Annotated in this window: 11 protein-coding genes and 2 pseudogenes; 8 read left to right on the forward strand and 5 right to left on the reverse strand. The window is 64.0% G+C overall.

Features of this window, described 5'->3' with window-relative positions:
- Positions 1-177 precede the first annotated feature (177 nt).
- The 4 genes from F3H32_RS17145 to F3H32_RS17160 form a co-directional block, all read right to left on the reverse strand.
- Positions 178-1,290: an ABC transporter permease gene (locus F3H32_RS17145; protein WP_149766879.1), complete on the reverse strand. Its 1,113-nt coding sequence runs from the start codon at positions 1,288-1,290 to the stop codon at positions 178-180.
- A 3-nt stretch (positions 1,291-1,293) separates the two neighbouring features.
- Complete coding sequence (gene rbbA, locus F3H32_RS17150; protein WP_223191523.1) at positions 1,294-4,062, reverse strand: ribosome-associated ATPase/putative transporter RbbA; 2,769 nt, start codon at positions 4,060-4,062, stop codon at positions 1,294-1,296.
- Positions 4,059-5,132 carry an HlyD family secretion protein gene (locus F3H32_RS17155; protein WP_223191524.1) on the reverse strand — a complete coding sequence of 358 codons (1,074 nt, stop codon included), beginning with the start codon at positions 5,130-5,132 and terminating at the stop codon, positions 4,059-4,061. Before F3H32_RS17155 ends, rbbA begins: the two co-directional genes overlap by 4 nt.
- 237 nt (positions 5,133-5,369) lie before the next feature.
- Positions 5,370-5,849, reverse strand: coding sequence for a hypothetical protein (locus F3H32_RS17160; RefSeq protein ID WP_188128709.1), 480 nt, complete (start codon positions 5,847-5,849; stop codon positions 5,370-5,372).
- Here F3H32_RS17160 and F3H32_RS17165 point away from each other — a divergent pair.
- From F3H32_RS17165 to F3H32_RS17195, 7 genes are all read left to right on the forward strand, one after another.
- Positions 5,842-7,275 (forward strand): YfcC family protein, encoded by a 1,434-nt coding sequence (locus F3H32_RS17165; protein ID WP_149766883.1) that lies wholly within the window; start codon positions 5,842-5,844, stop codon positions 7,273-7,275. The two genes, F3H32_RS17160 and F3H32_RS17165, sit on opposite strands and share 8 nt — an antisense overlap.
- Positions 7,276-7,290: 15 nt before the next feature.
- Positions 7,291-8,517 carry an arginine deiminase gene (arcA, locus tag F3H32_RS17170; RefSeq protein ID WP_149766884.1) on the forward strand — a complete coding sequence of 409 codons (1,227 nt, stop codon included), beginning with the start codon at positions 7,291-7,293 and terminating at the stop codon, positions 8,515-8,517.
- A gap of 13 nt (positions 8,518-8,530) precedes the next feature.
- A complete protein-coding gene (gene argF / locus F3H32_RS17175; protein WP_149766885.1) occupies positions 8,531-9,532 on the forward strand; it encodes an ornithine carbamoyltransferase in 1,002 nt (333 codons plus the stop codon).
- Between the two features lie 4 nt (positions 9,533-9,536).
- On the forward strand, positions 9,537-10,454 hold the full coding sequence (gene arcC, locus F3H32_RS17180) for a carbamate kinase (protein WP_149766886.1): 918 nt from the start codon (positions 9,537-9,539) through the stop codon (positions 10,452-10,454).
- A gap of 239 nt (positions 10,455-10,693) precedes the next feature.
- Positions 10,694-11,074 (forward strand): hemerythrin domain-containing protein, encoded by a 381-nt coding sequence (locus F3H32_RS17185; RefSeq protein WP_149766887.1) that lies wholly within the window; start codon positions 10,694-10,696, stop codon positions 11,072-11,074.
- Positions 11,075-11,077: 3 nt separating this feature from the next.
- Positions 11,078-11,467: a 5-formyltetrahydrofolate cyclo-ligase gene (locus tag F3H32_RS17190; RefSeq protein ID WP_149766888.1), complete on the forward strand. Its 390-nt coding sequence runs from the start codon at positions 11,078-11,080 to the stop codon at positions 11,465-11,467.
- Positions 11,464-12,669 carry an NnrS family protein gene (locus F3H32_RS17195; protein WP_149766889.1) on the forward strand — a complete coding sequence of 402 codons (1,206 nt, stop codon included), beginning with the start codon at positions 11,464-11,466 and terminating at the stop codon, positions 12,667-12,669. Before F3H32_RS17190 ends, F3H32_RS17195 begins: the two co-directional genes overlap by 4 nt.
- A gap of 295 nt (positions 12,670-12,964) precedes the next feature.
- Here F3H32_RS17195 and F3H32_RS17200 read toward each other — a convergent pair.
- Positions 12,965-13,498: pseudogene (locus tag F3H32_RS17200) on the reverse strand (helix-turn-helix domain-containing protein); the annotation flags it as partial.
- A 155-nt stretch (positions 13,499-13,653) separates the two neighbouring features.
- On the opposite strand from F3H32_RS17200, the pseudogene F3H32_RS17205 reads away from it, so the two are divergent.
- A pseudogene (locus tag F3H32_RS17205) lies at positions 13,654-13,843 on the forward strand (IS1634 family transposase); the annotation flags it as partial.

Below are 13,843 nucleotides of genomic sequence, written 5' to 3' on the forward strand. Positions count from 1 at the left end.
TGAATGCGGGGAGTGTCTTCGTGTGCGTCCATAAGGACACTCGATAAACGATCTCACTGCCCAGCAGACAGACGGCCCTCGGCGGATGTTTACCGTGGAGACACCGCCTGTGGATTTGCAGTGCAGAAGAGTCGAGGAATATTGGGCAAAACAAGCCCTTTGAACGGCGAGATGTCGTTACTGCAACGTCTTCCGGAACCGCCACAGCGAGACGGAAAAGAAGGCAAGGCCGATCACGATCAGCGCAAGGAAACGCGGCCAGATCGCGTCCAGCCCGGCTCCGCGGAACAGGATCGCCTGTGACAGCGACACGAAATGCGTGTCTGGCGCTGCAGACATCAGGATGCGCAGCCCGGCCGGCATGTTCTCGACCGGCGTCAGCCCGCCGGCGAGGATTTGCAGGGGAAACAGCACAAGCATCAACAGCAGCCCGAATTGCGGCATGGAGCCTGCGATCTTGGCGAGAAGGATGCCGAGCGACGTCGTCGCGAAAAGCTGAAGCACCACCCCCAGCATCAACAGCCCAAGCGACCCGGCGACCGGGATCGCCAGCCATGTCTGCACCACGACCGTCATCGCGAACAGCACCGCCCCCGCCACCACCAGCGCCACGGGCCAGATCTTGCCCAGCATGATTTCAGTGGGAGTGACGGGCATGACCAGAAGATGCTCGATGGTGCCGCGTTCGCGTTCCCGGATCAGGGCTGCGCCAGCCAGGATGACCGAAAGCAGCGAGACGTTGTTGATCACCTCCATCATCGCGCTGAACCAGCCGGGATTGAGTTCGGGATTGAAGCGCGCCCGCAGGACCAGTTCGACCGGGGCGGATGGGACGGTGCGGTATCGCTGAGCGAACTCCCCGACCTCGCCCGAGACGATGGCCTGCACATAGCCCGCGCCGGTGAAGGCCTGCGTCATCCGCGTGGCATCGACGTTGAGTTGCAGCGCGGGTTCGGCACCGGCCAGCAGGTCGCGCTGGAAATTGGGTGGGATGATCAGCGCGAAGGTGTCGATGCCGGTATCCATGCGCCGGTTCATCTCGGGCAGGGTGATTGGTGCCGGGGGCGTGAAATGAGGTGGATAGAAGGCCGATCCGATCCGCGCCGAGAGGGCCGAGACATCTTCGTCCACGATGGAGATCGGCGCCTTGTTGAGCGTGAAGGGCGTGGCCGTCGCCGCCGCGTAGATCTGGATCGAGAAGGCCGCGGCGATCAGCGCCAGCAGCGCGGGTGTGCGCAACAGCCCCCGCAACTCCTTGATACCCAGACGCCAGACCGTAGATATCCGCATGGCCTACCGCGCCTGTTTCTTCAGGAAAATCACGCTGAGCGCAATCAGGACCGGACCTGCAGCCAGCAAGGCCAGCAGGGATGCGGCCAGATCGCCAAGCCCCAGTGCCTTGGAAAACGCCCCGCGCGATATGGTGATGAAATGGCTGGCCGGGTTGATCGTGCCGATGACGGCCGCCGAGCCCTCCATCGCCGCGACCGGGTCGATCATGCCCGAATACTGCACGGCAAGCAGCATCGAGACGAGCGTCGCAAGGAAGATAGCTGCGATCTGGCTGTTCATGAAGCTGGATATGAACAGGCCGAGCGCCGTCGACGCGACCGCGTAAAGCAGCCCGCCAAGCGTGTAGGCAAGGACCGAACCGGTGAACGGCACCCCCTGCACCAGCACGGCGAATGCGGTCAGCGTGACGAAGTTCAGCATGGCGAGGCCAATATAGGGGATCTGCTTGCCCAGCAGGAACTCCAGCCGCGAAACTGGTGTGACATAGAGATTGACGATGGAGCCCAGATCCTTTTCCCGCACGACGGAAAGCGTGGCCAGCATGGTCGGGATGAACAGCAGCACCAGCCCGATGACGGCGGGCACCATGGCGATCAGGCTTTCCACGTTCGGATTGTAGCGAAACCGCGTCTCCAGGCTGAAATCGCCGGCGCGCACGCCCTGTGACTCGCGCGCCTGCCGCATCAGCCAATGCGCATGCAGCCCCTCGACATAACCCTGCGCGGTTTCGGCGCGCGAGGGCATCGAGCCGTCGATCCAGCCGCCGATCTCTGCTTCACGCCCGGCCGAGACCTCGCGGGCGAAACCCGGCGGGATTTCCAGCGCAAGGCTCAACTCGCCATTGCGCATGCGCCGGTCCAGATCGGCCGGGCTGGCGATGGGCGGGCGCTCGGTGAAATAGCGCGACCCGGCGATGTCCAGCGTATAGTCGCGGCTGATCGTGGTCTGGTCGTGGTCCAGCACGGCGAAGGGCAGATCCTCGACATCCATGCTGATGCCGTAACCCAGTACGAAGAGCAGAATGAGACTGCCGAAAAACGCGAAGGAGGCGCGGATCGGATCGCGGCGCAGTTCCAGCGCCTCGCGTCTTGCATAGCTGCCGATGCGGCGCGGGTCGAGAAAGCGCCGGGATGTCGCCTGCCGGTGATGCGCGGCGATGGTTTGCACCCGGTCGGGCGGGGGCGGCGCGGTGTTGTCCGGCTCCTCCTCATCGGCGATGGCGTCTTCCAGATGGGTAACGAAGGCGTTTTCCAGATCGGCGGCGCCGCTGTCTTCGACGATCCGCGCCGGGGTGTCCGAGACCAGCACCTTGCCCGCATGCATCAGCGAGATGCGGTCGCAACGCTCGGCCTCGTTCATGAAATGGGTCGAGATGAAGATCGTCACCCCATCCTTGCGCGACAGGTCCGCGAAACTTTGCCACAGCGCGTCGCGGGCAACCGGATCGACGCCCGAGGTCGGCTCGTCCAGGATCAGCATCTCGGGCGCGTGGATCATGGCGACGGCCAACGACAGCCGCTGCGTGACGCCGAGGGGCAGGGCATCCGGCAGCTTGTCCATCACCTCCAGCAGGCCGAAACGTTGCGCCATTTCCTGAATGCGGGCGGGGATGTCGCGGGCGGGCAGCTGGAACAGCCGGGCGTGCAGGTCCAGGTTTTGCCGCACCGTCAGTTCGGTATAGAGCGAGAAGGACTGCGACATATAGCCGACGCGGCGGCGGGTGTCGATGTCATGCGGGTCCACCGTCTGGCCGAACAGCCGCGCCGTGCCCTCGCTTGCGGGCAGAAGGCCGGTCAGCATCTTCATTGTCGTGGTCTTGCCGCAGCCGTTCGAGCCGAGAAAGCCGAATATCTCGCCCTTCGGGATGCGGAAGCTGACATTGTCGACCGCGGTGAAATCGCCGAAGCGGATGGTCAGCCCCTCGGCCTCGATCGCGGCATCCCCGTTACCGGTGTCGGATCGTGGTGGGATATCGACCCGGCGGTGGTGCCTGCGCTTCTCTTCGGGCATCAGCGAGATGAAGGCGTCCTCAAGCGACGAGGTGCCGGTCTGGCGTCGCAATTCGTCGGGCGTGCCCGTCGCCAGAGTTCGCCCACCGTCCATCGCGACCAGCCAGTCGAAACCCGATGCCTCGTCCATATAGGCGGTGGCGACGATGACGCCCATATTGGGCTGGCCCGTCCTGATGCCGTTGATCAGATCCCAGAACTGCCGCCGCGCCAGCGGGTCGACGCCGGTGGTCGGCTCATCGAGGATCAGCAGGTCCGGGTCGTGGATCAGCGCGCAACACAGGCCCAGCTTCTGCTTCATGCCGCCCGACAGCTTGCCCGCAGGCCGGTCGGCAAAGGGAGCAAGTCCGGTCGCCGCCAGCAATTCGCGGATGCGCCGTTCGCGTTCCCGCCGGGCATGGCCGAAAAGGCGGCCGAAGAAATCGACGTTCTCGAATACCGAAAGCGTCGGATAGAGGTTCTTGCCCAGCCCCTGCGGCATATAGGCGATGCGCGGTCCGACCTCGCCGCGCTGCGTGGCATCGCGCATGTTGGCGTCCAGTGCGAAAACCTCACCCTGCTGGACGCGGCGCGCCCCGGCGATCAGCGAAAGCAGGGTCGATTTGCCCACCCCGTCTGGTCCTATCACCCCGATCATCCGGCCCGCCGGAAAATCCAGGGTTACATCCTCCAGCGCGCGCGTCTTGCCGAAGGCGTGGCCGACCGACCGCACGCAGGCGGCAAGCCGGGGGGTGCCGCTGTCCTGCGGGGTTTTGGTCATTCCAGCAGCCCGGCGCGCAGGCTGTCGGGCCATTCAGCCTGCGCCTCCAGCTTGACATGAGCGATGCCGGGCAGGCCCGGTTTGACGTAATCGGGATATTTGCGCAACAATTCGGGCGGCACCCGGACGCGGACGCGGAACATCAGGCCGAGGCGCTCTTCCGTCGTCTCGACCGTGCGCGGTGTGAACTGGGCCACATCCGAGATGAACGACACCTCTGCCGGAATCACCACGCCCGGTGCAGTGTCCAGCACGATCCGCGCCTCGGACCCCACCGCGACCCGGCCTGCGGGCACGGTGGACAGAAAGAAGGTCATGTAGACATCGTCGAGATCGATCAGGTTCAGCACCCGTCCGCCGCCAGCCACGACCTCTCCGGGCTGGGCGACCAGATATTGCACTCTACCGGCGCGGGGCGAGCGCAGCGTGCTGTCGTCTCTCTCGACCTGAATGCGTTCGATGGCGGCTTCGGTTGCCTCGATGGTCGCCTCCGCATCGACGATCCGCGCCCGCGCCGTCGCGATCCCTGCCTCGGCTGAGGCGGCCTGCGCGCGTGCCGCATCCAGCGTGGCCTGCGCTCCGGCCCGGCGCGCCCTGTCGTCGTCCAGCGTCTGCTGCGAGATCGCGCTGGTGCGGGCCAGTTGTTCGGCCCGCTGCAACCGGTTTTCAGCCGAATCGAGTTCGCTCCGGCGCTGCTCCACCACGGCAAGGGCGGCGGAATGTTCCGCCTCGGCCTGCGTGACGCCGCTTTCCGCCACATCGCGCGCGATCCGCCCGCGCTGGAACTGGGCGCGGGCCTCGCGCAGCTGGGCGTCAAGCTGCTGGGTGTCCAGATGTGCGAGAATCTCACCGCGGGCGACCGTCTGCCCCTCTTGCGCAACGATATCGGTGATGCGGCCGCCGGTCCGGGCAGAGATGTCGATGGCCACTGCCTCGATCCGTCCATTGCCTGTGGCGATCCAGTCCGGCAATTGCGGTTCCGCCAGCTTCTGCGTCAGATACCAGCCACCGGCAATTGTCATGGCCAGCATTGCGATCCAGACCCATGATCTGGAAAAGAATCTTTTCACGCGATCAAGCATGTTCCGGACTCCGCCCTGGTGATGTATGCTGGCCGACAATCCCTGTTCTTTGGCTCATAAGCAATCCGCGGTTCTGGACGCCTTTGGGTTGTATATGTGGAAAGCCTGCTTTCCGCGAATTCCCCGTCAGAAGAAGTCTGCTTCAGCTTCTGTCCGTCATTCAACCGTCAACTCATCCCGCCTCCCGGAACAAACGACACCCATCCCGTTTGATCCTTTGGCAGATTATTGCGTCTGTTGTGTTTCTGGCCATGCGGTCATCGCGGCGGCGGCGGGCAGATCGAGAGGCCGGGGGCCCTTTGAGCTCTGCCGGGCGGGGGCGGAGAATTCAATGAATTTCATTTTCAGCCCCGTTCGGTAAGGCGGCATCAGTGGCAGCAAGATGATTGCGACGACCGGTTGACCGGGCTGCACGCAGGTTTTCTCAATGTAATCAAGGCTTAAAACCCGTCCATGCGCCGCGCTCGTCCTCACACAATTCAGCGCTGCCATGCAGGCAGGGTAACGAATTTCTGCCGGTTGATCTGAATCAATGCGGCGATGCGTGCGTCGTGAGACGCTGAATACAGTTCGCAAGGCCACTGAAGAGCATCCCTGCAGTTTCGGATGAGTTCGACAGCGGCGATCTCGCGTCGCATAAGCAGCCAGCACCGACAGGACGCCGCGCCAGCTGCCATCCCAGCCGCCGGAGGCAATCATGGACAAGACGCCCGAGAAGACCGAGAAGCGGGGACTGCGTTTCCCCACCGCCTTCACCATCCTGTTCGGCCTGATCATCCTGGTCGCCGCGCTGACATGGATCGTGCCCGCCGGACAGTATCAGCGCGAGATGAACGAGGCGCTGGACCGAGAGGTTCCCGTCGCCGGCACCTATACCGAGACCGAGCCCAATCCGCAGGGCATCGCCGATGTGCTGATGGCGCCCATCGCCGGGCTCTACGATCCCGACAGCTACGAGGCGAATGCCATCGACGTGGCCGTCTTCGTGCTGGTCATCGGCGGCTTCATCGGCGTGGTCGCCGCCAGCGGCGCCATCAATGCCGGCATCGGCCACGCCATGACCAGGCTGGCGGGGCGCGAGAAATGGATGATCCCGGTGCTGATGGGGCTGTTCGCGCTTGGCGGCACCACCTATGGCATGGCCGAGGAGACGCTGGCCTTCTACATGCTGCTGATCCCGATCATGATCGCCGCGCGCTATGACGCGGTGACGGCGGTGGCGATCATCCTCTTGGGCGCGGGCGTGGGGGTCCTGGGCTCGACCGTCAACGCCTTCGCCACCGTGATCGCGTCCGATGCGGCAGGGATCCCCTTCACGCGCGGGCTGGTGCTGCGGCTGGTGATCCTGGTCCTGTGCTGGCTGGCCTGCGTCGTCTACGTCATGCGCTATGCCGAAAAGGTCCGCCGCGATCCGTCGAAATCGCTGGTCTACGACATGAAGGCCCGCAACGAGGCGCATTTCCTCAGCGGCCATCAAGGCGAGAAGACCGAATTCACCACCATCCACAAGATCGTCCTGTCGATCTTCGGGCTGACCTTCTTGGTCATGGTCTGGGGCGTGCTGGCCGGGGGCTGGTGGATGGGCGAGATGAGCGCGCTGTTCCTCGGCGCGGCGATCCTGGTCGGGCTGGTCGTGCGACCGGGCGAGAAGGACTTCGTCGATTCCTTCGTCGACGGCGCGCGCGACCTGCTGGGCGTGGCGCTGATCATCGGGCTGGCGCGCGGCATCGTGGTCGTCATGGATGCCGGACGCATCACCGACACCATCCTGCACTGGGCCGAGATGTCTGTTGCCGGTCTGGGCGAGGTGGCCTTCATCAACGTGATGTACTGGCTGCAGGTGCTGATGTCCTTCTTCGTTCCGTCCTCGTCCGGGCTGGCGGTGCTGTCCATGCCGATCATGGCGCCGGTCGCGGATTTCGCCGGCGTGGGGCGTGACCTGGTGGTGACGGCCTATCAGTCGGCGAACGGGCTGGTGAACCTGATCAATCCGACCTTCGCCGTGGTCATGGGCGCGCTGGCCATCGGGCGCGTGCCCTATGAACGCTGGCTGCGCTTCATGTGGCCGCTTCTGCTGATCCTGACCGTCATCATCATGGCCTGCCTCAGCATCGCCGCCCTGATCGTCTGAAACCGGAGAGCGAACATGTCCATCACCTATGGCGTCCATTCGGAAATCGGCAAGCTGCGCCGTGTCCTTGTCCACCGGCCCGGTTCGGCCTTGGCGCGGCTGACGCCCTCGAACTGTCGCGAATTGCTGTTCGACGACGTGATCTGGGTCAAGCAGGCGCGCACCGATCACATGGAATTCGTCGATGCCATGCGCTATCGCGGCGCCGAGGTCGTGTTCCTGCGCGAGCTTCTGGCCGAGACGATGCGCATCCCCGAGGCCCGCGACTGGCTGCTGCGGCGGCGCGTCAACGAAAACACCGTCGGCGTGGGCCTGGCCGACGAGCTGCGCGCCCATCTGATGGAAATCGACGCCGACCCGCTGTCGCTGATCCTTCTGGGCGGGATGAGCCGGGCCGAGCTGCCGCTTGAAGGGGGCGGGCTGTTCCCCGCCACCCTGCGGCCCGAGGATTTCGTGCTGCCGCCGCTGCCCAATCACCTGTTCACCCGCGACACGACCTGCTGGATCCATGGCGGCGTGACACTGAACCCGATGCGCTGGAACGCGCGCAAGCTGGAGACGGTGAACATCGCCGCGATCTATCGCTTCCATCCCGATTTCCGCGATGCGGGCTTCCCGGTCTGGTGGGGCGACCCGGATCGCGACCACGGCCTTGCCACGCTGGAGGGCGGCGACGTCATGCCGATCGGCAACGGCACCGTGCTGGTCGGGATGGGCGAACGCACCACGCCGCAGGCGGTTGACCAGCTTGCCCGTGCGCTGTTCGCGCAGGGCGGGGCCGAGCGGGTGATCGCCTGCAAGCTGCCGGTCGAGCGCGCTTCGATGCACCTGGACACGGTGTTCAGCTTCTGCGACCGCGACCTGGTCACGGTCTTTGCCGATGTGGCGACCCGGATCGTGCCCTATTCGATCCGCCCTGGCGACAGGGACTGGACGCTGGATATCCGCGAGGAAAACCGCCCGCTGGTCGAGGTGGCGGCCGAGGCGCTTGGCCTGCCGAAGCTGCGCGTGGTCGAGACCGGCGGCAACGCCTATGTGGCCGAGCGCGAGCAATGGGACGACGGCAACAACGTCATCGCGCTCGAGCCCGGCGTGGTCATCGCTTATGACCGTAACACCTATACCAACACCCAGCTGCGCAAGGCGGGGGTCGAGGTCATCACCATCCCCGGCGCGGAACTGGGCCGCGGGCGCGGCGGCGGCCATTGCATGACCAGCCCGCTGATCCGCGATCCGGCCTAGGAGAGGCAAGCAAATGCCCGTCAATCTTCTGGGACGCAGCGTCCTGAAACTCATGGATTTCAGCCCCGACGAGATTCGCTTCCTGCTGCGGCTGTCGGCCTCGCTGAAGCAGGCCAGATATGGCGGCTATGAGCAGCAGCGGCTGCGCGGGCGCAACATCGCGCTGATCTTCGAAAAGGACTCGACCCGCACCCGCACCGGCTTCGAGGTGGCCGCCTATGACCAGGGCGCGCATGTCACTTATCTGGGCCCGACCGGCACCCAGATCGGCAAGAAGGAATCGATGAAGGATACCGCCCGCGTGCTGGGCCGCATCTATGACGCCATCGAATATCGCGGCTTCGGCCAGCAGCAGGCCGAGCTTCTGGCCGAATGGTCGGGTGTGCCGGTTTATAACGGGCTGACGGACGAATTCCACCCGACCCAGGTCCTTGCCGATTTCCTGACCATGCGCGAATTCACTCGCAAGCACCTGTCGCAGCTAGCCTTCTGCTTTCTTGGCGATGCCGGCAACAACATGGGCAATTCGCTGCTGGAGGGCGCGGCGCTGATCGGCATGGACGTGCGGCTTGGCGCCCCCCGCGACTGCTGGCCCGACGCGGCCCTGGTTGGCCGCTGCCGCGAGATCGCCGCGACCACCGGCGCGACGATCACCCTGACGGAGGATCCGGCCGAGGCCGCGCGCGGCTGCGATTTCGTCTATACCGATGTCTGGGTCTCGATGGGAGAGCCCGAGGAGGTCTGGGCCGGGCGGATCGAGAAGCTGACTCCCTATCGCGTCACCCGCCAAATCATGGAGGCGGCCGGCAATCCCCACGCCAAGTTCATGCATTGCCTGCCCGCCTTCCACAACCGTGAGACCGAGATGGGCGAGAAGATCTTCCGCGACTACGGCATCGACTGCATGGAGGTAACCGAGGAGGTCTTCGAATCCGCCGCCTCGATCGTCTTCGACCAGGCCGAGAACCGGATGCACACGATCAAGGCGATGCTGGTCGCCACCCTGGCGGGCTAGGGCGATGCGTGTCGTGGTGGCCCTTGGCGGCAACGCCCTTCTGCGCCGCGGAGAGCCGATGACGGCCGAGGCGCAGCGCGCCAATGTGCGCAAGGCGGCGCGAGCACTGGCCGATCTGGCGCGCGACCACCAGATCGTGGTCGCGCATGGCAACGGCCCGCAGGTAGGGCTGCTGGCGCTACAGGCGGCGGCCTATGGCGGCGAGACGGTTTGGCCGTTGGACATTCTGGGCGCCGAAAGCGTCGGCATGATCGGCTATCTCGTCGAGCAGGAGCTGGCCAACGCCCTGCCGCGCGGCGCGGCGCTGGCCACGCTGCTGACCCAGATCGAGGTGGCGCCGGACGATCCCGCATTCGCCCGGCCCGAAAAACCCATCGGCCCACTTTATGACGCCGAGGAGGCCGGGAAGATGCGCGCCGCCCATGGCTGGCCGATGGCCGAGGAGAGTGCCGGCAAATGGCGACGCGTCGTGCCCTCGCCCCGTCCCCGACACATCACCCAGATCCGCGCGGTGCGCCTGCTGGTCGACGGGGGCGTCACGGTGATCTGCGCGGGCGGCGGCGGCATTCCGGTGATCCGGCTGGCCGATGGCAGCCTGCAAGGGGTAGAGGCCGTGATCGACAAGGACCACGCCGCCGGGCTGCTGGCCGGGCAGCTGGAGGCCGACGCCTTCCTGATGCTGACCGATGTGGATGCGGTCTATGACGGCTGGGGTACCCCGGACCAGCGCGCCATCCGCAAGGCACGGCCCGACCAGCTGGATCCGGGCGGCTTCGCCCAGGGCTCGATGGCGCCCAAGGTCGAGGCCGCCCGCACCTTCGCCTCATCGCCGGGCAGGGTGGCCGGGATCGGCCGGCTGGAGGATGCCCGTGCGATCCTGGAAAGGCGGGCAGGGACGCTGGTCGCGTTTGGACCCGGATGAACCGGATTCCGGGGACAGCAGCTTTCATCGACAGGGCCATATTTTGTTAGGTAGCTTCGGTTATATATCTGCGCTCTCCGGACAAAGGGTTTTGGCCATGAGCTGAGTCCCGATATTTTCCCTGCTTCATCCGAGGATGGTTCGGACCGGCGTTCGGGGTCTCGATGTCGGCCAAATACGGCATCTAACTTGATCTGCTGTCCACGAAACCGGCAGCAGGCCACACGGCGTCTTCGGTCATGTCGAAGACCTCGGTCAGAAGGACGGTCGGAACGACGAAACCGGTTCCGTCACATTTGAGCTGGTTCATGGCTGACCAGTTAGCGAGCATGGCCGAGCGGGTCGAAGACGTGCACTTCTGCGAAGTCAGTGTACCCGAGGGCCTGTCGGTCCTGCTGCAAAGGATGATTGGCGAGATGGAAGTGCGTATCAAGAAAGAGGATCTGATACTCTTTCCAACAATCCGCCGCGGTGGGATACTCGGAATCAAACAGCCGATCACGGTGATGCGGGCGAATCACGCCGGGCATCTGCGGCAGCTTCTGGCGGTCAGGTTTGAGGGGCGTCGGGCATGGTCCTGCCGGCCTATTGGCCAATCAAGGGGGAAACCCGATCTGTGAGGCATGATGGCAGACCTGTATGACGCAGGCCTTATCTTCGCATTGCTGGTGGTCGAAGTAAGGGATAGCCCGCTGGTCTTTCGTCGCTGGCCGCCCGAATTGCGGATGGTGCGGGGTGACTGGGATATTCCGGTTCCACCGGCCGATACCGGAAGGCTGACACCTGATGTTTCAGTGTCCCCGGTTGTGGGATGGGATAGGGTAGGGTTCAGGCTGGGCTATAGCGGGGGTTATTTCGACCGCACCTTGGTGAAGCTCGCCCCACGACCTTTTCCCATCGGGATTGGTCTGCAAGCGGCGCAGCTTGCCAACATCTTTCCCGAACCCCACTATATCCCGCTGAATGTCGTCCTGACGGAGACCGGCGTCCAGTTTCCAGGCGAGGGACGATGACTACATCTGCCGAACAGATGCGTGCCTGGCGCGGGCCTGCGATCCTGACCTTCGGATTTCGCCCGTTCTTCTTTGGCGCAAGTGTCTGGGCAGCCTTGGCCATGGCGCTGTGGGTACCGATGCTATCGAGAGATCTTACACTGCCCACGGCCTTTGATCCGGTGTCGTGGCACGCGCATGAATTTCTGTTCGGTTATCTGGCGGCCGTTATCGCCGGGTTCCTGCTGACAGCGGTGCCGAACTGGACCGGCTGGTTGCCGACTGTCGGCTGGCCACTGGGTGCTTTGTTCGGGCTGTGGCTGATTGGGCGGGTGGCGGTGGCCCTGTCTGCTCATCTGCCGCCGCTGGCCGTAGCGCTGGCAGATCTGGCGATGCCGCTGGCTCTTGCGGCCGTGATAGGGTGCGAGATTGTGGTGGGCAAGAGTTGGCGCAACCTGATCGTGCTGGCGCTGCTGGATGTGCTGATCTTCGGCAACGGTCTTTTTCATATCGAGGCCGTGCGTGGCCACTATGCCGCTCAGGGTTATTGCCTCAGGGTCGGGCTTGGGGCCGTGATCATGATGATTGCCGTGATCGGCGGGCGAGTCGTGCCGTCCTTCACGCGCAACTGGTTGGTCAAGCGGGGGCCCGGCAGGCTGCCTGTGCCACCGATGCAAAGGTTCGACAAGATAGCGCTTCTGGCCCTGCTTGCGGCGCTCATGGTCTGGGCTGTCCTGCCCGATCACTTGTTAACCGGCATGCTGCTGGCCCTGGCAGGGACGCTGCACACGATCCGGCTGGCCCGTTGGGCGGGGCACCATACCTTGGCAGAGCCTTTGGTCGCGGTCCTGCATCTGGGATATGCTTTCCTGCCGTTGGGGGCCTTGGCTATGGGTGCAGAAATCCTTGTGCCCGGCCTGTTCGGCATGGCTGCAGCGCAGCATCTGTGGACGGGCGGTGCTGCGAGCCTGATAACGCTGGCCATGATGACCCGGGCCACGCTTGGCCATACCGGACAGACCCTGACCGTCGGGCCGGGCACGGTCGGCATCTATACGGCGCTGGTGGTGGCGGTGCTGGCCCGATTTGCCGCCGGTTTTTTACCGGCTCAGGTGTCTGCCCTGCACATGGTTGCGGCTATGGCGTGGATCCTGGCCTTTGTGGGATTTGCCGTGATCTATGGCCGCCTGTTGTTGCGCATGCCGGCTGCAAAGCACATTTGAAAGGTGGTACGACTCGTAAACTGGCTGGAATTCACTGCGGCCTTCGCGGCTTTTTTTGTCAGCCATTCTGCGCCAGTCCGGCCGACCATTCGCACCCACTTGCAGCAATTCCTTGGTCGATACGGTTTCCGCAAGCGGCGCGAGATGGGCAAAGACTGGGACCCTCGGCGCGCTAATGTCAAACCGCCGCATTCCTTCCGTTCCGCTTTCGCGTCTTGCGGCAGGTCTGGCCCTGTATCTGCAGCTGATCGCCGCATATCGGCCGCGGGCTTAGGCCAGCCCGCTATCCTTACAATCAAATCGAGTGATCATCGATGAGGGGGGTCGGTTTTGCGAACCTCTCCAGATCGGCCTGATCGTCAATGTAAATGCGCGGTCCCTCGACAGTGACACCGTATGGCTGAAGGCCCTCGAAGGCCCGGCTGAGATTCTCGGCGGTCATGCCCAGGACCGAGGCGAGACGGCGCTTTTCGAAATCCAGCTCGAAGGAACCTCCTCCGCCAGCACGCTTCTGATGACGCAGAAGATGGTTTGCCAGCCGTTCGAGCGAGGTCCGAAGCTTGAGATCCTTCTGTGCCTTGATGACCGAGCGATAACACTGCGCAAGTTCCGTCACTATCGCCCGGGCGAAATTGCCGTCTACATCGAAGACGGCGCGTACGTCCTGGCTGGGGATCAGGACGATCCGGCTTTTTTCCAGCGTTCTTGCAGACATCAGATAGGGGGCGTTTTTGATCGTTGCCGCCAGAATGAAGGTCGAAATCGGCCGCACGGTCGCGAGGCTGGTGTCGCGACCGTTCCATGTTGAAAACAGATCGACAGAGCCCCGAAGTTCGACAAAATTGGTCTATGTTTGAGGGGTGTCGGTCCGTCTGATCGAGTCATCTCAATGGGTTAGTGATATCTAAGGGTCAAAGTTCTGTAGTCACACGTCGACAGCTGTTTTGGTTTGCCTGGATGGTTCAACTGCAATATTCTGTAGGTATGTTTGTTCGGATCAGCAAAAGCGGTGAACGGCGCTACCTGCAGCTCGTCGAGTCCTATCGGAACGAGGCGGGGCAACCGCGCCATCGGGTTGTTGCCAACCTTGGCCGCATCGACGGGATGCAGGATGGCCATCTCGACCCGTTGATCCGCGGCCTTTGCCGCGTGGCCGGGCGCGACGAACCAGAAG

Origin of the sequence: Paracoccus thiocyanatus, assembly GCF_900156255.1 — a bacterium.
GTDB lineage: Bacteria > Pseudomonadota > Alphaproteobacteria > Rhodobacterales > Rhodobacteraceae > Paracoccus > Paracoccus thiocyanatus.

Bases quoted from the DNA above. Each gene is read 5' to 3' on its own strand.
- arcC (WP_149766886.1), top strand. From the start codon at position 9,537: ATGCGTGTCGTGGTGGCCCTTGGCGGCAACGCCCTTCTGCGCCGCGGA.
- F3H32_RS17145 (WP_149766879.1), bottom strand. From the start codon at position 1,290: ATGCGGATATCTACGGTCTGGCGTCTGGGTATCAAGGAGTTGCGGGGG.
- arcA (WP_149766884.1), top strand. From the start codon at position 7,291: ATGTCCATCACCTATGGCGTCCATTCGGAAATCGGCAAGCTGCGCCGT.
- rbbA (WP_223191523.1), bottom strand. From the start codon at position 4,062: ATGACCAAAACCCCGCAGGACAGCGGCACCCCCCGGCTTGCCGCCTGC.
- F3H32_RS17195 (WP_149766889.1), top strand. From the start codon at position 11,464: ATGACTACATCTGCCGAACAGATGCGTGCCTGGCGCGGGCCTGCGATC.
- argF (WP_149766885.1), top strand. From the start codon at position 8,531: ATGCCCGTCAATCTTCTGGGACGCAGCGTCCTGAAACTCATGGATTTC.
- F3H32_RS17185 (WP_149766887.1), top strand. From the start codon at position 10,694: ATGTCGAAGACCTCGGTCAGAAGGACGGTCGGAACGACGAAACCGGTT.
- F3H32_RS17165 (WP_149766883.1), top strand. From the start codon at position 5,842: ATGGACAAGACGCCCGAGAAGACCGAGAAGCGGGGACTGCGTTTCCCC.
- F3H32_RS17190 (WP_149766888.1), top strand. From the start codon at position 11,078: ATGATGGCAGACCTGTATGACGCAGGCCTTATCTTCGCATTGCTGGTG.